General features: G+C 65.6%; 20 protein-coding genes. 7 read left to right on the forward strand and 13 right to left on the reverse strand.

Features of this window, described 5'->3' with window-relative positions; translation table 11 throughout:
• Positions 1–12: 12 nt before the first annotated feature.
• From argC to pmbA, 12 genes are all read right to left on the reverse strand, one after another.
• A complete protein-coding gene (gene argC, locus AC3WMR_RS24335) occupies positions 13–1,077 on the reverse strand; it encodes an N-acetyl-gamma-glutamyl-phosphate reductase (protein WP_492265754.1) in 1,065 nt (354 codons plus the stop codon).
• A gap of 48 nt (positions 1,078–1,125) precedes the next feature.
• Entirely contained in the window at positions 1,126–1,740 is a 615-nt protein-coding gene (locus AC3WMR_RS24340) for a hypothetical protein (RefSeq protein WP_492265753.1), read from the reverse strand.
• Between the two features lie 7 nt (positions 1,741–1,747).
• Positions 1,748–2,044 (reverse strand): hypothetical protein, encoded by a 297-nt coding sequence (locus AC3WMR_RS24345; protein WP_492265752.1) that lies wholly within the window; start codon positions 2,042–2,044, stop codon positions 1,748–1,750.
• A 135-nt stretch (positions 2,045–2,179) separates the two neighbouring features.
• Positions 2,180–2,572, reverse strand: coding sequence for a 30S ribosomal protein S9 (rpsI, locus tag AC3WMR_RS24350; protein WP_006388641.1), 393 nt, complete (start codon positions 2,570–2,572; stop codon positions 2,180–2,182).
• Positions 2,573–2,581: 9 nt separating this feature from the next.
• A complete protein-coding gene (gene rplM, locus AC3WMR_RS24355; RefSeq protein ID WP_006217309.1) occupies positions 2,582–3,010 on the reverse strand; it encodes a 50S ribosomal protein L13 in 429 nt (142 codons plus the stop codon).
• Between the two features lie 342 nt (positions 3,011–3,352).
• Complete coding sequence (locus AC3WMR_RS24360; RefSeq protein WP_025137591.1) at positions 3,353–4,066, reverse strand: ABC transporter ATP-binding protein; 714 nt, start codon at positions 4,064–4,066, stop codon at positions 3,353–3,355.
• Positions 4,063–4,851, reverse strand: a complete 789-nt coding sequence (locus tag AC3WMR_RS24365) for an ABC transporter ATP-binding protein (protein ID WP_025137592.1) — start codon at positions 4,849–4,851, stop codon at positions 4,063–4,065. Before AC3WMR_RS24365 ends, AC3WMR_RS24360 begins: the two co-directional genes overlap by 4 nt.
• Positions 4,844–5,719, reverse strand: a complete 876-nt coding sequence (locus AC3WMR_RS24370) for a branched-chain amino acid ABC transporter permease (protein WP_175193386.1) — start codon at positions 5,717–5,719, stop codon at positions 4,844–4,846. Before AC3WMR_RS24370 ends, AC3WMR_RS24365 begins: the two co-directional genes overlap by 8 nt.
• 3 nt (positions 5,720–5,722) lie before the next feature.
• Positions 5,723–6,604, reverse strand: coding sequence for a branched-chain amino acid ABC transporter permease (locus AC3WMR_RS24375; RefSeq protein ID WP_025137594.1), 882 nt, complete (start codon positions 6,602–6,604; stop codon positions 5,723–5,725).
• 83 nt (positions 6,605–6,687) lie between these two features.
• The gene (locus AC3WMR_RS24380; protein WP_175193387.1) at positions 6,688–7,842 is read right to left on the reverse strand and encodes an ABC transporter substrate-binding protein; all 1,155 of its coding nucleotides are present in this window, start codon (positions 7,840–7,842) and stop codon (positions 6,688–6,690) included.
• Between the two features lie 266 nt (positions 7,843–8,108).
• Complete coding sequence (locus AC3WMR_RS24385; RefSeq protein WP_492265751.1) at positions 8,109–9,206, reverse strand: TRAP transporter substrate-binding protein; 1,098 nt, start codon at positions 9,204–9,206, stop codon at positions 8,109–8,111.
• 186 nt (positions 9,207–9,392) lie between these two features.
• Entirely contained in the window at positions 9,393–10,757 is a 1,365-nt protein-coding gene (gene pmbA / locus AC3WMR_RS24390) for a metalloprotease PmbA (protein ID WP_492265750.1), read from the reverse strand.
• Positions 10,758–10,815: 58 nt separating this feature from the next.
• Here pmbA and yjgA point away from each other — a divergent pair, with 58 nt between their 5' ends.
• From yjgA to AC3WMR_RS24420, 6 genes are all read left to right on the forward strand, one after another.
• Positions 10,816–11,367 carry a ribosome biogenesis factor YjgA gene (yjgA, locus tag AC3WMR_RS24395; RefSeq protein WP_175193389.1) on the forward strand — a complete coding sequence of 184 codons (552 nt, stop codon included), beginning with the start codon at positions 10,816–10,818 and terminating at the stop codon, positions 11,365–11,367.
• 16 nt (positions 11,368–11,383) lie between these two features.
• Positions 11,384–12,064 (forward strand): alpha/beta hydrolase, encoded by a 681-nt coding sequence (locus AC3WMR_RS24400; RefSeq protein WP_492265749.1) that lies wholly within the window; start codon positions 11,384–11,386, stop codon positions 12,062–12,064.
• A gap of 304 nt (positions 12,065–12,368) precedes the next feature.
• The gene (locus AC3WMR_RS24405) at positions 12,369–13,385 is read left to right on the forward strand and encodes an ABC transporter substrate-binding protein (protein WP_492265748.1); all 1,017 of its coding nucleotides are present in this window, start codon (positions 12,369–12,371) and stop codon (positions 13,383–13,385) included.
• The gene (locus tag AC3WMR_RS24410; RefSeq protein ID WP_492265747.1) at positions 13,385–14,197 is read left to right on the forward strand and encodes an ABC transporter ATP-binding protein; all 813 of its coding nucleotides are present in this window, start codon (positions 13,385–13,387) and stop codon (positions 14,195–14,197) included. The genes AC3WMR_RS24405 and AC3WMR_RS24410 overlap by 1 nt, the downstream gene beginning before the upstream one ends.
• Positions 14,198–14,200: 3 nt before the next feature.
• A complete protein-coding gene (locus tag AC3WMR_RS24415; RefSeq protein ID WP_492265746.1) occupies positions 14,201–15,037 on the forward strand; it encodes an ABC transporter permease in 837 nt (278 codons plus the stop codon).
• A gap of 9 nt (positions 15,038–15,046) precedes the next feature.
• On the forward strand, positions 15,047–15,739 hold the full coding sequence (locus tag AC3WMR_RS24420) for an isochorismatase family protein (protein WP_492265745.1): 693 nt from the start codon (positions 15,047–15,049) through the stop codon (positions 15,737–15,739).
• A 44-nt stretch (positions 15,740–15,783) separates the two neighbouring features.
• Here AC3WMR_RS24420 and AC3WMR_RS24425 read toward each other — a convergent pair whose 3' ends face one another.
• Complete coding sequence (locus AC3WMR_RS24425; protein WP_492265744.1) at positions 15,784–18,225, reverse strand: bifunctional acetate--CoA ligase family protein/GNAT family N-acetyltransferase; 2,442 nt, start codon at positions 18,223–18,225, stop codon at positions 15,784–15,786.
• 120 nt (positions 18,226–18,345) lie between these two features.
• Here AC3WMR_RS24425 and gltX point away from each other — a divergent pair, with 120 nt between their 5' ends.
• Entirely contained in the window at positions 18,346–19,752 is a 1,407-nt protein-coding gene (gltX, locus tag AC3WMR_RS24430) for a glutamate--tRNA ligase (protein ID WP_492265743.1), read from the forward strand.
• Positions 19,753–19,845 lie beyond the last annotated feature (93 nt).

Genomic DNA, 19,845 nt, shown 5'->3' on the forward strand with positions numbered 1-19,845 from the left:
CCCGGCAAGGCATCACGGCAGGATCGCGACCTGGTCCAGGCCCGTGGTTTCGGCGATGCCGAACATCAGGTTCATGTTCTGCACGGCCTGGCCGGCCGCGCCCTTCACCAGGTTGTCCTGCACGACCATGATGATGAGCTGGTCGCCGCCGCCCGGGCGCGACAGCGCAATGCGCAGGTTGTTCGAGGCGCGCACCGAGCGCGTTTCGGGCAGACTGCCGGCAGGCATGACATCGACGAAGGCTTCGTCGGCGTAGCGCGCTTCGAACAGCGCCTGGAAGTCGGTGTCGCGCGCTTCGGGCAGGATGCGGGCGTAGATGGTCGAGAACATGCCGCGGATCATCGGCACCAGGTGCGGCACGAAGGTCAGGCCGACCTTGCCACCAGCGATCTTCTCGAGCTGGGCGACGATTTCGGGGTGGTGGCGGTGGCCGGCGACGCCATAGGCCTTGAAGTTGTCGGACGCTTCAGAGAACAGCGAGCTGACTTCGGCTTTGCGGCCAGCGCCCGACACGCCCGACTTGCAGTCGGCGATCAGGGTTTGCGCATCGACCAGTTGCTTGCCGCCTTCGAGCAGCGGGGCCAGCCCCAGCAGCACGGTGGTGGGGTAGCAGCCGGGGTTGCCGATGACGCGCGCCTTGGAGATGGCTTCGCGGTTCAGTTCGACCAGGCCGTACTGGGATTCGGCCAGGATGTCCGGGCAGGTGTGGGGAATCTTGTACCAGCGTTCGAACGTGGGGATGTCCTGCAGGCGGAAGTCGGCGGCCAGGTCGATGACGCGGGTGCCGGCAGCGATGAGTTCCTGCGCCTGGGCCATGGCCACGCCGTGGGGCGTCGCGAAGAACACCACGTCGCAATCGGTCAGATTGGCTTTTTCCGGCGCGGAGAAAGCGATCTTCACGCGGCCGCGCAGGTTCGGATACATATCAGCCACGGGCAGCCCGTCTTCCTTGCGGGAAGTGATGGCGGTCAATTCCACATTGGGATGCTGCGACAGCAAGCGCAGCAGTTCGACGCCGGTATAACCGGTGCCGCCGACGATACCAACCTTGATACGGGTGTTCGATGCTTGGGCCATGATAGGTATGAACTCTTCGTAGAACGAAAATGGATTGTATCGCTCGTATCACGCCGAGATGGCGGACAGGGCTCTCAATTCTTCCAGCAGGCCTGGCCGGGGCTGGTCCAGCACCTTGTCCTGGATATCCAGGACGACAGACTTGATGAGGTCCGTCTTGTTCAGCGCCGTACTGGCCTCCAGGCGACGCAACGCTTCGCCTACCCGGGCAGGCACCTTCATGGACAAGCGGCGCCGCGGGGCGCCGCGCCTTTCGGGAAACCGGGCGGCGGCCTTGTCAAACGCGGCTCTCAGCAATTGCGGGGCCTTGTCGCTCTGAGCGGCCTTGTGCATGAAATAGGACAGCAACACGCGACGGAAATCGGTCGACGCCCGATTATCGATCGTGTGCACCGCGTAATCCAGGATGTCCACGTACACGGCCGGCAAATTCGTTTCGATCGATTCCAGGGCCTGTTTGCGCGCCTTGCTGATCGCGGGCGTGGATTGCGCGGGAAGAGACACCGTCCGCCCGCAACGATCACACACACCCACCAGAATATTCCTTGCCACCCCGGAACCATCACTGAACGGCACGTCACGGCGCAGGAACGTCGTCTTCACCAGTGCGGCGCAGTCATGGCAGACCGCGGAGCCCTTATCGCCTTCCCGAAAGATTTTCATGACACGCTCAACGATGAACACTGATGAATATGGCGGAAGGATTTGCGAAGTAAAACTTCACATACCAACCGCGGGACCGTATGACGTGGCAGTCGATCGCCAGATCAGCATGCAATCGGCTGCATGCGTAACTTGCACCATCACTGCCGCGAATGATGCCGGCGACGTCCTCGGCGCTGACCTCACCGGTAGCCAGCAGGTTCTTGACATTGATGTGGTCACGAGCCTCGTGCTGGTAATCACCGCTATGAAGCGCGGCCAAGATGGCCCGCTTGACCGCCTTGAATCCCTGCGGCTGCGCCATCTCGGGCTCCCGACTTGAATTATACGACACTCATCGTATTAATCGAAGTACAGAAGCGTCAACGCCGTAGTTGCCGCAGAATGAAATCGCCGGATAAAAAAAAGCCCGCTCGAAAGCGGGCTTTTTTCGCAGCGATTAACGCTTGCTGAACTGCTTGCGACGACGTGCCTTGCGGAAGCCGACCTTCTTGCGTTCGACTTCGCGGGCATCGCGGGTCACAAAACCAGCTTGCGACAGTGCGGGCTTCAGGGTCGCGTCGTAGTCGATCAGGGCACGCGTGATGCCGTGACGAACTGCGCCGGCCTGGCCGGTTTCACCGCCGCCGTGCACGTTGACCTTGATGTCGAACGATTCCAGGTGGCCGGTCAGTTCCAGCGGCTGGCGCACGACCATGCGGCCGGTTTCACGAGCGAAGAACTCGTCGACGGGCTTGCCGTTGACGACGATCTTGCCGGTGCCTTTCTTGATGAAAACGCGAGCCACCGAAGTTTTGCGACGGCCGGTTCCGTAATTCCAGTTACCGATCATGGCGTTTCCTTAGATATCCAGCGTCTTGGGCTGCTGGGCGGTGTGCGGGTGCTCGGCACCGGCATAGACCTTCAGCTTCTTGATCATGGCGTAGCCCAGAGGACCCTTGGGCAGCATGCCCTTGACGGCCTTCTGAATGGCGCGACCGGGAAAACGCTCTTGCATTTTCTCGAAGTTCGTTTCGCGGATACCGCCCGGGTACGTGGTGTGGCGGAAGTACTTCTTGTCCTTCGCCTTGGTACCGGTAACGACGATATCGGAAGCGTTGATGATGACGATGTAATCGCCGGTATCAACGTGCGGCGTGAATTCAGGTTTGTGCTTGCCACGCAGACGACGTGCGACTTCGCTGGCCACACGACCGAGGACTTTGCCCTTGGCGTCGATCACAAACCAGTCACGTTGGACTTCATGCGGCTTGGCCACAAAGGTCTTCATGATGGTTCCTAAGTAAAAAAATGTCTGGCTGGACTATCCGGCCAGGTTTTTTCCCCAACTAGGCTGCAAAAAACAGAGCTGAATCGGCCGGGGTTTACCGGCGCGTTTGCCTGTGATGCAGCCTCTATCGACGTCCCGCCTAAGCGTTATTACCCGCCCGTGCAATGGTCAAAATGAGGGAAAGCCTGAAATTCTACCACGGATGCTCAAAAATTGGGCAAGGGGACAGCGATCCAGGCGCGGTGACGGCCACCCCCCAGGGCACGGCTGTTGCGTAAATAAAAAGGGACATGAGCGTAGCCCTGCCGGCCCCGTTTCATGCCCCCCTCCCTGCCGCGCCGATCAGGCGCCCAGGTACGCTTCCAACACCCGCGGATGGCCCAGCAGGCCGCGGCCGGTGCCGGCCAGCGCCATGGCGCCGTTTTCCAGCACATAGCCGTGCTGGGCAATCTTCAGCGCCTGGCGCACGTTCTGTTCGACCAGGAACAGGGTCAGGCCGTCGGCATTGATGGCGCGCAGCGACCGGAAGATTTCCTGCACCACGATGGGCGCCAGGCCCATCGACGGCTCATCCAGCAGCAACAGGCGCGGCTTGGCCATCAAGGCCCGGCCGATCGCCAGCATCTGCTGTTCGCCGCCCGACAGGTTGCCGGCGATGCCCGTGATGCGTTCTTTCAGGCGCGGAAACAGGTTGAACACGTATTCCAGATCGTTGCCGACGTTCTTCAAGCCGCGGCGGTAGGCGCCCAGCTCGAGGTTTTCCAGCACCGTCATGGTGGTGAGGATGGCCCGGCCTTCCGGCACCTGGACGATGCCACGCGCGACCAGCTGGTGCGGCGCCAGGTTGGTGATGTCTTCGCCTTCGAAGAGGATCTTGCCGCGCGCCTTGGGCAACAGGCCCGACAGCGCCAGCAGCGTGGTCGACTTGCCGGCGCCATTGGCGCCGACCAGGGCGGTGATTTCCTTGGCTTCCAGGTCCAGGTCGATGCCGCGGACAGCTTCGATGTGGCCGTAGTTGACCTCGAGTCCGCGGACTTCCAGCATGGCGCTGCTCATTTTGCGGCCTCCGCTTGTTCGGTGTCGTCTTCGTCTTCGCGGCCCAGGTAGGCCTCGATGACCTGCTCGTTGTTGCGGATCTCTTCGGGTCCGCCGCAGGCGATGATCTTGCCGAAGTTGAGCACCGCAATGCGCTCGCACAGCCCCATGACGAAGCGCATGTCGTGCTCGATCATGAGGATGGTGTAGCCGCGGTCGCGGATAGCCAGGATTTCGCGCATGAGCTCGGCGCGTTCGCCGGTGTTCATGCCCGCCACGGGTTCGTCCAGCAGCAGCAGCTTGGGCTCGGTGGCCAGCGCGCGCGCCAGCTCCAGGCGGCGCTGTTCGCCGTAGGACAGGTTGTCGGCCAGGTCGTTGGCCTTGTGGTCCAGGCGCATCCAGGTCAGGAGCTCGTGGGCGCGCTCGCGGGCGCGCTTTTCGTGCTCGCGGTAACCCGGCAGGCCCAGCAACAGGCTGGGAAAGCCGTAGTTCATGTGGCGATAGGCGCCCACCACCACGTTTTCCAGCAGCGTCATTTCCTTGAAAAGACGGATGTTCTGGAAGGTGCGGGCGATGCCCATGCGGGTGATCGCGTGCGGCTTCCTGTTCAGGACGCTTTCGCCGTTGAACGTGATGGTGCCGCCGCTGGGCGGCAACAGCCCGGTGATCAGGTTGAACACCGTGGTCTTGCCGGCGCCGTTCGGGCCGATCAGGCCGAAGATGGAACCTTGGGGCACGGACAGGCTGACGTCATGCAGCACATGCAGGCCGCCGAAGCTCTTGGAGACGGAGGAAAGTTCAAGCATGGCGCTTTCCTCCTTGGCGGCCTTGACGCATCCAGCGCTTGAAGCGCGCCGGATCCCAGATGCCTTGCGGCAGGAACAACACAATCACCACCAGGATCACTCCGTTCGCGATCAGGCGCAGATCCGCAAAACCGCGCAGCAATTCGGGCAGCACGGTAATGATGAAGCTGCCCAGCACGGGACCGGCCAGGCCGCCGATGCCGCCAAGGATCGCCATGGTCAGGATTTCAACGCCACGATCAAAGCCGTATTCGTTGGGGCCGATGAAGAAGGTCAGGTGCGCATTCAAGGCGCCGGCCAGGCCCGCGATCATCGCGCCGGCCACGAAGGCCAGCATCTTGTTGGCACGCACGTCGATGCCCATCAGGCCAGCCGCCGTTTCGTCGCCGCGAATGGCGTCGAACGAGCGTCCGATCTTGGAGGCGCGGACACGCCACAGCACGAACAGGACGATGACGACCGCCAGCACCACGTGCCACCACTGCGTCAGTTGCGGGATGCCGTTAAGGCCCAGCGCGCCGCCGGTGAGGGACTCGGTGTTCAGGATGGTCACGCGGACGACTTCGCCGAAGCCCAGCGTGGCCATGGCCAGGTAGACCCCCGACAAGCGCAAGGTCGGCAACCCGATCAGCGCCGCCACCAGGGCGGGCGCCGCCATGCCGCCGGCGATCGCGACCGGGAACGAGACGTCGTAGTTCATGGTGAGCAGCGCGGCGGTGTACGCCCCGATGCCCATGAAAGCGGCGTTGGCCATGGCCAGCATGCCGCAGGCCAGGGTCAGCCAGATGGAGAGGGCCAGCAACGCGTTGGTGCCCAGCGTGAGCACCAGGTTGCCGTAGATGGCCCAGAAGTTTTCGAATCCGCTCATTCTTTAAGCCTTGCGTTGAACCACTTTGCCGAACAGACCTTGCGGGCGCACCAGCAGGATCAGGAACAGCAGGCCGAAAGCCACCGCGTCTCGCATGGTGGAGCCGATGTAGGCCACCGACAGCACTTCCGCGAACCCCAGGAAGAGACCGCCCAGCATGGCGCCGCGAATGTCGCCCATGCCGCCCAGAATGATGACCGCGATGCCCTTGTGCAGCATCGGCTGGCCCATCAGCGGGAACAGCGCGTTCGAGTACAGGCCGATCAGCACGCCGGCAACGCCCCCCAGGGCGGCGGCGGCGAACGAGGTCGTGACGAACAGCTTTTCGACGTTGATCCCCAGCAGCCAGGCGGCCTTGGGCGATTCGGCGATGGCGCGCAGGGCGCGGCCGAACTGCGTGCGACGCATGACGAACATCAGCACGGCCATCAGGGCGAACGACAGGAAGATGATGCCCAGTTCGATGACGGTCAGGTGCAGCCCGGCGATTTCGATGACGTCTTCGGGCACGGTGCCGTGCGGGAAGCGCAGGTTGCTGGCGCCGAAGATGCTCTGGGCGCCGTTGTTCAGGATGATGCCCACGCCAATCGTGGCGATCATGGGGATCAGGTGGGGCGCGTTGCGCTTGCGCAGCGGCTTGAGCACCAGGTAGTCGATGATGACCCCGGTAAAGCCCGCCACGAAAAAGGCGACCATCAGCGCCGCCCACAGGGGCAGGCCGAATTGCTGGACCACGAACAGTGCCGCGTAGGCGCCAACCATGAAGACGGCGCCATGCGCCAGGTTGATCACCCCGAGCACGCCGAAGATCAGCGTGAAGCCCAGCGCGAACAGTGCATACACACAGCCCAGCGACAAGGCATTGACGAATTGTTGTTCGAACATGATGGGACTTCCAAATCAAAAGCGCCCTGCGGACGGCCGGGCCGTCCGCAAGGCGCATCCCCCCGCGCGGGGATGCGTAGCGCTTACTTCTCGATGACGTACTTGCCGTCTTTGGTCACGCTGACGATCGGCGCCTGGTCGGCGTCGTAGCCGGCGGGCTTGCCGGCACGGTCGGTGGCCTGACGGAACTTGAAGGCGCCGGTGGCGCCGGTCCACGTCACGGCGGGCAAGGCGTCGCGCAGGGCAGCGCGGTCCTTGGTGAGGTCGCCGGAGAGCTTGGTGTTCTTCAGGCCCTGGGCCACGATGTACATGGCATCGTAGGACTGGGCGGCGAACTGGTCGGGCGAACCGTTGAACTTGGCCTTGTAGGCGTCGATGAACTTGACGTTTTCAGGGGCCTTGTTCTCGATCGACCACGGGCTGCCGATCCAGAGATTGTTCGACGCGCCGCCAGGGGCCAGGTCGAAAATCTTGACCGAGTTCATGCCGTTGCCGCCGATGACGGGCACGTTGATGCCCAGTTGGCGAGCCTGCACCATGATCGGGGCGCCTTCGGCCAGCAGTGCGGACAGCACGATGGCGTCGGGGTTGGTGCCCTTGATCTTGGTCAGCTGAGCTTTGAAGTCGACGTCGCCCTTGGCGAAGGTTTCGGTGGTGGTGACCGGGATCTTCTGGTCTTCCAGGGCCTTCTTGAAGTTGTCGTAGCCGCTCTTGGTGAAGACGTCGTCGTTGCCATAGAGCACCGCCACGTTCTTCAGGCCGGTCTTGGCCTTGACGGTGGAGATGGTGGCCGGCAGCACGTCGGCTTCGGTGACCGAGTTGCGGAACACGTAGTTGCCGATGGACGTGATGCCGTCGGCGGTGTTGGACGTGCCGAAGGCGACCGTCTTGGCAGCCTGGGCGATCGGGTCGGCGGCCTGGGCCGAGTTCGACAGCGTCGGGCCGAAGACCATCAGGACGTTGTCCTTGAAGATCAGCTTCTTGAAGACGTTGATCGCTTCTTCTTTCTTGCCTTGTTCGTCCTCGACCACGAGCACGATCTTGTTGCCGTTGATCCCGCCTGCGGCGTTGATCTCGTCGGCCGCCAGCTGGAAGCCGTTGCGGATCGAGACGCCGTACTGGGCGGCGCCGCCGGACAGGGCTTCAGCCACGCCCAGCTTGATGTCAGCCGCGTGCGCAGCCGGGACGATGCCGGCAGCGATCAGCGCGGCCAGCAGCTTCTTGGTCTTGGATTGCATGGTTGATACCACCTTAAAGTCTGTCTCGGAATGTTGGTTATCCGGGCTGGAGTGATCCCGCCGGATTGACGTCCAATGCCGCCTGAAGGCGTCATGTTTGCGCGTCAAGACCCGGGATATTACTCCTTTGTATCAGGCGGAAACTCGAATGCCGTTCAACAAAAGGATCAAAACCGCCCACTTTTTTGTAAAAAAACCGGGGTTATCAGCGAAAACCCCACCTCCAGCCGAATGCCATTCGGCATCCGGATCCTGCCTTCGGGCCGCTAGCTGCGGGCGGACAGCGCCACGCCCAGATATTGGTCGTAAGCGCCTTCGGTCAGCCGGAACCACGGCATGCCGTTGTCGCGAAAGCCCATGTAGCTGTCGTAGATGGCCTTGAACTTGGCGTCTTTCTCGTTCAATTCCTTGTAGACCTGCTGGGCGGCCTCGAAGGCGGCGTCCATGACCGACCGCGGGAAGGCGCGCACCTGGACGCCGGCGGCGGCCAGCTGGGCCAGCGCGGCGGGGTTGCGGGCATCGAAGGCCGCCGTGGTCTTGACGTGCACGGCCAGGGCGGCGGCCTCGACCACCGCCTGGTAGTGCTTGGGCAGCTTGGTCCAGGCGTCTTCGTTGATGTAGAGCGACAACTGTTCGCTGGCGGCCCACCAGCTGGGGCCGTAATAGAACTTGCCGACCTTGTTCAGGCCCAGCTTGGCGTCCTCGGCGGCGCCGGTGCCGGCCACGGCTTCCAGCCCGTCTTTCTCGACGGCTTCGGCCAGCTTGGCCAGGTCGGCCTGCTGCGGCGCCACGCCCAGGTGGGCCAGCACCTGCCCAGCCAGGCCATCGACCCGCATCTTCAGGTCTTTCAGGTCGGTGGCGCGCTTGATTTCGCGCTTGGACCAGCCGCCCATCTGCGGGCCGGTGTTGCCCAGCGGGAAGTTGACGATCTTCTGCGCCTTGAACAGCTCACGCGTCAGGCGCAGGCCGTCGCCTTCGAGCATCCAGGCGTTCATGCGGCTGGCGTCCAGCCCGAACGGCACGGCCGAATCGAAGCAGAAGGCGGGGTTTTTGGCGAAGTACAGGCTGGATGACACGTGGGCGCATTCGACCTTGGCGGTGCCGACGGCGTCCATCAGGTCGGCCGCGGGCGCGATCTCGCCATCGGCCTGCTGGCGGATGGTGAACTTGCCGCCGGTGGCGTCGGACACGAATTTGCAGAACGCCTGGCCGGCGCCGACCCGCAGGTCCAGCGCGCCGGCAAAACCGGACGCCAGGCGCCAGCTGAGAGAGGGGGAGTCCTGCGCCAGGGCCGGCGCGCTGACCGCCGCGCCCGCTGCCACGGCGCCCAGGCCGGCCTGCTTCAAGAATGAACGTCGTTGCATCTCTTTGCTCCTCTGCCGCGATACTAGTTTGAGCAATACCCGCCGGATATTACACGCTGGCATGGCCCCGGACGGCTAGAGGAAATCCCCAGCGATCAAGGATTGCAAAGACGCAAACGGCGACGCCCGCCGGCCAGGGCCTTGAAGGCCCCCGCCCGGGCGGGCGTCGCATCGCGTGGCGGCAGATCAGGTGCCCGCGATGGCCATTTGCTCGATCAGGATCGAGCCGGTGGTCTTGGTGCCGCGCGAGATGGTGTCTGCGCCCACCGCGACGATCTGGCGGAACATGTCCGCCAGGTTGCCGGCAATGGTGATTTCCTGCACGGCGTGCTGGATCTGGCCGTTCTCGACCCAGTAACCGAACGCGCCGCGGGAATAATCGCCCGTGACGTAGTTCACGCCCTGGCCGATGAGCTCGGTGACCAGGAAGCCGGTGCCCATTTTCTTGAGCATGGCTTCGAAGTCGTCGCCGCGGCGGGTGAGCGTGGACGAGAAGGTCAGGTTGTGCGAGCCGCCGGCATTGCCGGTGGTCTGCATGCCCAGCTTGCGGGCGGTGTACGAAGACAGGAAGTAGCCTTCGAGGACGCCGGCGGTGACCACGCTGCGCTTGCGGGTGCGCACGCCTTCGTCGTCGAACGGCGAACTGCCCATGCCGCCACGGATGTGCGGGTCTTCGGTCAGGTTGATGTGGTCCGGGAAGATGGGCTTGCCCAGGGCGTCGAGCAGGAAGCTGGCCTTGCGGTACAGCGCGCCGCCGTTGGCGGCCTGCGTCAGGGCGCCGACCAGGCCCAGGGCCAGCGGAGCCTCGAACAGCACCGGGAACTTGCCGGTGCGGATGCGGCGGGCCGACAGGCGCGACAAGGTGCGTTCGGCGGCGTAGCGGCCCACGGCCTCGGGCGAGGCCATCTTGGCCGGATCGCGCTCGGACGTGTACCAGTAGTCGCGCTGCATGCCGTTGCCGCGGCCGGCGATGGGCGCCACCGACAGGCTGTGCCGCGAATATGGGTAGCCGCCCAGGAAGCCGCGGGTGTTGCCCATGACGAACTGGCCTTCGTAGGTGCCCACCGTGGCGCCATCGGTATTGGTGATGCGCGAATCGACTTCGCGGGCCGCGCGCTCGGCGCGCAGGGCCAGCTCGGCGGCTTCTTCGGTGGAGACCGCCCAGGCCTGGTGCAGGTCCAGGTCGGGGAATTCGGTGGCCAGCTGGTCGGCGTCGGGCAGGCCGGCGGCCGGATCGGCGGCGGTGTGGCGCGCGATGTGCCAGGCCGCTTCGACGGTCTGGCGCAGGGCCGCCTCGGAAAAGTCGGAGGTCGAGGCGGACCCGCGGCTCTGGCCGGCGTAAACGGTGAGGTCCAGCGAGCGGTCGCGGGTCTGTTCGACGGTTTCGATGTCGTTCTTGCGCACCGATACCGACAGGCCCAGGCTTTCAGAGACTTCGGCCGCGGCGTCCGAGGCGCCAATTTGGCGGGCGTACGCCAGCGTTTGCTCGACCAATTCAGAAAAACGCGCGTGATTGGCCGCCAGCGGCAAGGAGGAGGAGGATTTGACCATTGCTGTCCAATTTGCAGAGACGGTTATCATAGCCAAGTCTGTCATTGCGCAGTTTTCCATGAATTCCCATACCGAAGAAGAATCCGTCGACGAAGGCTACGACGAGAACGGCTACGACCGCCCCAGCAAGTCCCAGATCAAGCGCGAAATGCATGCGCTGCTGGACCTGGGCAAGCAGTTGATCGCCCTGTCTCCCGAACGCCTCAAGCAGTTGCCCCTGGCTGAACGCCTGTACGAAGCCATTCGCATGGCGCAGCGCACCACCGGCCGCGAAGGCCTGCGCCGCCAGGTGCACTTCGTGGGCAAGCTAATGCGCGACGCCCCCGCGGACGAAATCCGTGCCCAGCTCGATGTCTGGGAAAACGGCTCGCGCGAAGAGACCGCCGCCATGCATCGCCTGGAAACCCTGCGCGATCGCCTGCTGGACGACGACGACGCCCTGACCAAGCTGCTGCACGACAATCCGCAGGCCGACGTGCAGCAGTTGCGCGCCCTGATCCGCGCCGCCCGCAAGGAAAAAACGGCCAACGCCGCCCTGCTGCAAGGCCAGGATCCGCAAAAGAAGCACTATCGCGCGCTGTTCCAGGCGCTCAAGACCCTAACCCTCTGATTTCCCCCCGCCGTCCATGAACGCACCGACCGACCTGCTCGATTGCATCGAGATCGAAACCGCCCCCACCCCTACGCACGCCGTCATCTGGCTGCACGGCCTGGGCGCGGACGGCAACGATTTCGCGCCCATCGTGCCCGAACTGGACCTGCCGGCCGGCGCCGCGGTGCGTTTCGTGTTCCCCAACGCCCCGGTGCAGCGCGTCACCATCAACAACGGCATGGCGATGCGGTCGTGGTACGACATCTTGGTCATGGACCTGGTGCGGGTCGAGGACGCCAACGGCATCCGCGCGTCCGAAGCCGCCATCAAGAAGCTCATTGCCCGTGAGAACGCGCGTGGCATTCCCACCTCGAACATCGTGCTGGCGGGTTTTTCGCAGGGTTGCGCCATGACCCTGCACACGGGCCTGCGCCTGCAGGAAAAGCTGGCCGGCATGATCGGGCTATCGGGCTACCTGCCGCTGCTCGGCACCGCCGAGGCCGAACGCGCCCCGGCCAACCAGCGCACGCCCATCTTCCTGGCCCACGGCCAATACGACCCGGTGGTGTCGCTGCCGCGCGCCCTGGCCTCGCTGGCCGAACTGGAACGACTGGGCTACGACGTGCGCTGGCACACGTACCCGATGCCGCACTCGGTCTGCGCGGAAGAAGTGGCGGATATCTCGCGCTTCCTGAACGACGTGCTGGCGGCATAACGCCCGCCCGCCGCGGGCGATCCGCCAGGATCGCCCGGCTGCCCTCCTCGGGCAGCCATCCCTTTTCTGTATACCAAGTGGTATTCCAGCACCGGCTCGCCGGAAGCTGACAGGCGCCCTCTCCTAGGGAAAAACGCCAATCCCAAAATCCTTGTCGCCCCCTGGTATTGAATATAGTATTCAAACCACGCCGTATCGGCCCGGGCGATAACTGTTCGGGCTTCCCTGTTGTTGCAGTCGATCCATCCCATTGGCCGTGTCGCGCCGGGTTTCGGCGAGGCATACAGACGCAGGAGAAAGTCCCGTGAAGCCCTTGCCATTGCCCCGCCGGGCAGTCGCGGCGCTGCTTGCCGCACTGGCGCCCGCGCTCATCCCTTTCGCCGCCCATGGCGAAGCGCTCAATCCCCCCGTGAAGGTCCGCTACGAAGAGGTGGTGCGCTCCATTCTCTACGTGCCCAAGTACGTGGCCCTGTCGCAGGGCTACTTCAAGGACGCCGGGCTGGACGTCTCGATGAAGACTTCGCAAGGCACCGACAAGGGCATGACCGCCCTGCTGTCGGGCAGCGCGGATATCGTGCTGATCGGCCCCGAGGCGTCGATCTATGTGCAGAACAGCGAATCGCCGGTCAAGCCGAAGATCTTTGCCGGTTTGACGGCCACCGACGGCTTTTTCCTGCTGGCGCGCAAGCCGGTCGAGAAGTTCGACTGGAGCATGCTCAAGGGTAAGGAGGTGATCGGCTTTCGGCCCGGGTCCAATCCCATCGTGTTCCTGGAGACCGCGCTGCGCAAGCACGGGCTGGACCCGCAGAAGGACGTGAAGCTGCTGAACAACATCGGCATTCCGGCGCGCGCCGGCGCCTGGATGGCCGGCCAGGGCGAATACGGCATTTTCCTGGAACCCGAGGCGGGCGAGCTGGTGCGCAACGGCAAGGGCTATATCGTGGCCTCGGTGGGCCACGAAGTGGGCCAGGTGGACTACACGGTGTTCACCGCCACCGACAAATACATTCGCGACAACCCCAAGGTGATCCAGGCCTGGACCGACGTGGTGGCGCGCGCCGAGAAGTACGTGAAGGACACGCCGGCCGCCACGCTGGCGCCGCAGATCATGACATACTTTCCCGGCATGGACGCGGCGGCCGTGACGGATGCGATCGACCGCTACAAGCAATACCAGATCTGGAAGACCTCGCCGCTGGTCACGGCCGACGCGATGAACCAGCTGCAGGACATGCTGATCGCCAGCGCGGTCATGAAGGAAGGCGCCCGCGTCAAATACGAAGACGTGGTGGTGGCCGACTTTGCCAGGAAGGCCCCGTGATGAGCGCCGTCGTCCACAACCTTAAGCCGGAAGCGGCCGCGGCGAAGATCGAGCTGCGTGATGTCTGTCTCAGCTATTTCACGCCGGAAGGCGAGACCGAGGCCCTGTCGCAGGTGTCGTTCGCGCTGGCGCCAGGCGAATTCGTCAGCCTGATCGGGCAAAGCGGCTGCGGCAAGAGCACGCTGCTGTCGTTGATTGCCGGCCTGATCACGCCGACCTCGGGCGCCGTGATGATCGACGGCCAGGCGGTCACCGAGCCGAACCCGCGCATCGGCTACATGCTGCAGCAGGACTACCTGTTTGAATGGCGCACCATTCTGGACAACGTGATGCTGGGCGCCGAGATCCAGGGCCGGCGCGATGCCCGCAGCGAAGCGCGCGCCGTGCATCTGCTGGAAAAGTGCGGGCTGGGCGCCTTTCTGACGCACACGCCGCGCCAGCTGTCCGGCGGCATGCGCCAGCGCGCCGCGCTGGCGCGCACGCTGGTCACCGAACCCGATGTGATCTTGCTGGACGAACCCTTTTCCGCGCTGGATTCGCAGACCCGGCTGGCCATTTCCGACGAGGTGGTCGACATCCTGCGGCGCGAAGGCAAGACGGTGGTGCTGGTGACGCACGACATCGGCGAGGCCATCGCGATGACCGACCGCGTGATCGTGCTGTCGCGTCGGCCCGGCCGCCTGAAAAGCCAGTACCGCATCCATTACGGCGACGGCGCACGCCCCACGCCGTTCCAGGCACGTTCGCGGCCGGAATTCAACGCCTACTTCAAACAGCTCTGGGACGAGCTGGACGTCCACGTGGAGGGTTGAGCCATGAATGCACCCATCGCCAACACCGTGCCGCTGCGCGCCGTGCCCGCGCCCAGCCAGAAATACCTGGACTACCTGCGCCGCGACCGCGCCCGCCGCCGCAACATCCGCCTGGCCCAGGCGCTGCTGCTGGTCGTATTCCTGTGCGCCTGGGAGATCCTGCCGCGGATGCACATCCTGAACCCGCTCTTGACCAGCTACCCCAGCGCGCTGTGGCCCACGTTCATCGACCTGTGGACCAATGGCAACCTGGCGCACCACATCCTGACCACGTTGTCGGCCACGCTGGTGGGCTTTACGCTCAGCATGGTGATCGGCATCGTGGTGGCCGCGGCGCTGTGGTGGTCGGACTTCCTGTACAAGGTGCTGGACCCGTTCCTGGTGGTGGCCAACGCCATGCCCAAGATCGCCTTCGTGCCTATCTTCTACCTGTGGCTGGGGTCGGACTATGCGGTGTACGGCATGGCCGTGGCGATTGCCGTGTTCGTGACCATCATGGTGGTGTACGCGGGCTTTCGCGGCATCGACCTGAACAAGGTCAAGCTGGCGCGCACTTTCGGGGCCAGCCGCTGGCAGGTGCTGGTCAAGGTGGTGCTGCCCGGCAGCGTACCGACGTTGATCGCCGCGGTGAAGATGAACATCGGCCTGGCGCTGGTGGGCGTCATCGTGGGCGAATTCCAGTCGGCCGATTCGGGCCTGGGCTTTCTCATCATGAACGGCAGCCAGGTCTTCAAGCTGAATATCGTGATGACCGCCATCACCATGCTGGCGCTGATTTCCAGCGTGATGTACCTGGTGGTGTACCGCATCGAAGCCGCGGTGGCGCGGCGCTACGGATAAGGAGCCGCCATGCAGATTCCGCAATGGGTCCAGGACCGCGTCATTGCCCGCCAGGGCTGCCTGCACCCCTATGACACGCTGCCGGGCGCGCGCTGCGCCGTGGTGGTGATCGACATGCAGCAGTATTTCACCCTGCCCGGCTACCTGGGCGAATGCGCCGCCGCGCGCGGCATCATCGCACCGGTGAACCGCCTGTGCGACGCGGTGCGCGCGGCTGGCGGCACGGTGGTGTGGGTGCAGACCGCGTCCGACAACGCCGACGCCTTCTGGTCGCACCACCACGGCGTGATGCTGACGCCGGAGCGCAGCGCGCGGCGCCTGGAAACCCTGCGGCGCGATTCCCCCGGCTACGCGCTGCACCCGGACCTGCGGCCCGATGCCGACGACCTGCGGGTGACCAAGCGCTTCTACAGCGCCATGGCGCCGGGTTCGTCCGAACTGGAGCCGCTGCTGCGCGGACGCGGCGTGGATACGCTGCTGATCGCCGGCACGGTCACCAACGTGTGCTGCGAGTCCACCGCCCGCGATGCGATGATGCGTGACTTTCGCACCATCATGGTCGACGATGCGCTGGCCGCGGTGACGCCGGCCGAGCACGAGCACGCGCTGCACGGCTGGCTGCTGTTCTTTGGCGACGTGCTGTCGGTGGATGAAACGGTGGCGCGGCTCAAGCCTGCGCAGGCGGCGCGCAAGACCGCCTGACGGCCCGCGCCAACCCGGCCTGCGTACGGGGGCCGCCCCGTGCGTCAGTCCAGGTTCAACCAGACCCGCCGCATGGTCGGGTCTTCGGGGTCGGCGTCGTTGGTGAAGCCCAGGCTGGTCATCAGCGACAGCATGGGCCGGTTGGTCGACAGCACCAGCCCGTCGATGTATTCCAGCCCCTGCTCGCGCGCCGCGTCGATCAGCGCCGTCATCAGCTGGCGGCCCAGGCCGCGGCGCTGCCAGTCGTCGCCGATCACCAGCGCGTATTCCGCGCCGCGCCCGTCCGGGTTGCGCAAATAATGCGCGAAACCGACCAGGACCTCACGCGGATGACCGCGGTTGGCCGGGTTGGGCACCTGCGTGGCGGCCACCAGGGCCAGCTCGCGGTGGTAGTCCACCTGGGTGTAGCGCGACACCATGCGCGGGGTCAGCTCGCGCATCATCGACACGAAGCGCATGTAGCGCGAGCGTTCGGACAGGCCGCGGATGAATTCCTGCAAGGCCTGCGCGTCTTCGGGGCGGATCGGCCGCAGCACCCACGGAATGCCGTCGGCAAAGCGGCGCACCTGCACCAGCCGCGCCGGGTACGGGTGGATCGCCATGTGCGGATAGCCGGCGGTCTGCGGCGATTCGCAGCCCGGCTTTTCGGTCAGCGTCATGCGCAGGCCGCCGGCCCGCAGATGGGTTTCACCGGCGTAGAGCGGATCGATGTCCAGCGTTTCGATGTCGGGCAGTTCGGACACCAGTTCAGACACCAGCACCAGCGCCTGCTGCAAGGCTTCGGCGGCCAGGTGGCCGACGCGCGGCGCCAGCACCTTGCGCCACAGGCGGCTGCGTTCGATCAGCTGGCGTGCCAGGAAGCCGTTCAGCGGCGGCAGGTCCATGCCACGGTCGGACTGCGACAGCACGGCGTCCGGGCCGCCCGCGCCAAAACGCACGACCGGGCCGAACTGCGGATCGCGCCGCACCCGGATCGCCATGGGGCGGGATTCCGGTTCGCCCAGCGCCACGTCCATCGGCATGTCGCGCAGCGGCACGTAGAACAGGGCCAGCAGCGCGCGGACTTCGGCCGTATTGAGTTCGCGCCGGCAATCGGCCCGCACCCGCGCCAGGATGTCGCGCGCGGCGGCCAGGTCGGGCACGTGCGTGGCCGGTTCGGGCGGCTGGGTCTGCAGCAGCAGTTGCTGGTTGTAGTGGTGCGAGGCCAGCACGCCGAAGGCATCCGCGGCCGATTCGGGCGTGCGGAACGCGGACGTGCCGGCATCGTCCAGCATGCGCCGCAGCGGCCGCATGCCGGCGTCGCCCATGAAGCACGTGACCACGGGCTTCTTGGCCTTGGGCGCGATCAGCGCCAGTTCCCGCGCCACGGCGGGCATGTCGGCCAGCGCGTCGGGCGCCAGCAGCACCAGCACGCCGTCCACGCCGGCATCGTCCAGCACGGTGTCCAGGATGGCGCGGATGCGCTCCGGCGTCAGCGGGGTGTAGGTGATGACCGGGTTGGCGCTGGCCGCGTCGGGCTCCAGCATCGCCGCCAGCGCACGCTGCGTGGCCGGCGCCAGGTCGGCACGCAGCACGGCGGCGTCCGGGCCGATCAGGTCCATGGCCAATTGCGGGGGGCCGCTGCCGTTGGAGATCAGCGCCACCCGCCGGCCCTTGGGGCGGCGGGTATAGCCCAGCACCTTCACGGCCGAGAATAACTGCACGAAGTAGCGCACCCGCACGGCGCCGGCGCGGCGCAGGGCGGCGTCGAAGATGGCGTCGGCGCTGTCGGTGTCCGCCCGGCCCGCCTTGAGCACGATGACCGGCTTGACGCTGGCGGCGGCCCGCAGCGTGCTCATGAATTCGCGCGCCGGCCCGACGTCTTCCAGGTAGAGCACGATGCTGTCGGTGCGCGGGTCGCTGGCCAGGTAGTCCAGCACCCTGGACAGGCCCACCACCGCCTCGTCGCCCAGCGACACGGCGGTGGAAAAACCAATGTGCACGTCTTCGGCCCAGTCCATCACGGCTGCCATGATGGACCGCGACTGCGCCAGCAGCGCCACCCGGCCGGCGCGCGCCAGCACCGGATGCTGGCTGAGATTCAGGCCGGCATGGGGCCGCTGGGCGCCGAACGAGCGCGGGCCCAGCAGTTCGCAGCGGTTTTCTTCGGCCCAGGCGCGGCACAGCGCCAGCGTGCCGCGCGGGTACGGGTCAGGCAGTTCGTGCGGCAGCAGGATGACCGAGCGCGGCGCCAGCGGCGACAGGCGGCGCAGGGTTTCGGGCAGCACGGCCGGCGACACGCAAACCAGGGCCAGATCGGGACGTTCACCCGCGGCCAGGCCTTGCAGGGCCTCGGGCAGGTCGGGCGCGGCGCCGGTCTCGCAGGCCACGACAGTGGTGCGGGCCTTGAGCGCCGGCGACAACGAGCCCGCCGCCGGCAGGGGCCGGTCGGCAACGATCACCAGCGAACTGGGTTCGAACATCGGGGCAAGAGCGTGTCGCAGCATGTCGTGGGCGGGCGCTAATCTAAAATACCGTTCATCGTAACAAGACAACCCCGCCGTCCGCTTGATGTGGACCCTGCCCGACGCCGCTTTGTGGCGCCGCAGCCGCTATCATTGCCACCTATGACTTCCAACGCCTCTTCCCCCATCCGTACCCGCTTCGCGCCTTCGCCGACGGGCTTCCTGCACCTGGGCGGCGCCCGTACCGCGCTGTTCTCCTGGGCCTTCGCGCGCCACCACCAGGGCACCTTCGTCCTGCGCATCGAAGACACGGACGTCGAACGCTCCACGCCGGAAGCGGTGCAGGCCATCCTGGACAGCATGGACTGGCTGGGCATGCAGCCCGACGAAGGCCCCTTCTACCAGATGCAGCGCATGGACCGCTACCGCGAGGTCGTGGCGCAGATGCTGGCCGACGGCACCGCCTACCACTGCTACAGCTCGCCCGAGGAAGTGGAAGCCATGCGCGAGGCCGCCCGCGCCCGCGGCGACAAGCCGCGCTACGACGGCACCTGGCGCCCCGAGCCCGGCAAGACGCTGCCCGCCATCCCGGCCGGCCGCCAGCCCGTGGTGCGCTTCAAGAACCCGCAGGAAGGCGCCACGTCCTGGAACGACATGGTCAAGGGCACCATCAGCTTTGACAACACCGAGCTCGACGACCTGATCATCGCCCGCCCGGACGGCACCCCCACCTACAACTTCTGCGTGGTGGTCGACGACTGGGACATGGGCATCACCCACGTGCTGCGTGGCGACGATCACGTCAACAACACGCCGCGCCAGATCAACATCCTGCGCGCGCTGGGCGCCACCCTGCCCGAATACGGCCACGTGCCCATGATTCTCGGCCCGGACGGCGAAAAGCTGTCCAAGCGCCACGGCGCAGTCAACGTCATGGAATACGACAACGAGGGCTACCTGCCCGAGGCCATGATCAACTACCTGGCCCGCCTGGGCTGGAGCCACGGCGACGACGAACTCTTCAGCCGCGAACAGCTGGTGCAGTGGTTCGACACCCGCCACCTGTCCAAGTCCGCTTCGCAGTGGGACCCCAAGAAGCTGAACTGGGTCAACGCCCACTACATCAAGCAGATGGACAACGCCGAACTGGCCGAACGGGTGGCCCCGCGCGTGGCCAACCGCGGCGGCCATCCGGAAAAGATCGACCTGCCGGGCGTCATGGGTCTCTTGAAAGACCGCGCCGAAACGCTCGAGCAACTGGCCGACGGCGCCATGCTGTTCTGCGGTGAATTCAAGCCGGCCGCCCCGGAACTGGTCGAGCAGCACCTGACCGCTGCCGCCCGCGAGGCGCTGGCCGACTTCGCCCAGCGCGCCGCCGGCACCGACTGGACCCGCGAAGCCATCTCGGCGCTGATCAAGGCCGTGCTGGCCGATCGTGGCCTGAAGATGCCGCAACTGGCGATTCCGCTGCGCGTGGCCGTGACGGGCCAGACCCAGACGCCGGCCGTGGACGCCGTGCTGGCGCTGCTGGGCAAGGAAACCGTGCAAAAGCGCCTGGCCGCGATCTGATCGCCGCGCCCGGCTCCGTGCCAGGCACAGGCCCCAAAAAAAGCCCCGAACGGCGTTGCCGGACGGGGCTTTTTCCATGGCGCGAGGCCTCGG

This window comes from Achromobacter sp. FW305-C-28 (genome assembly GCF_058783235.1).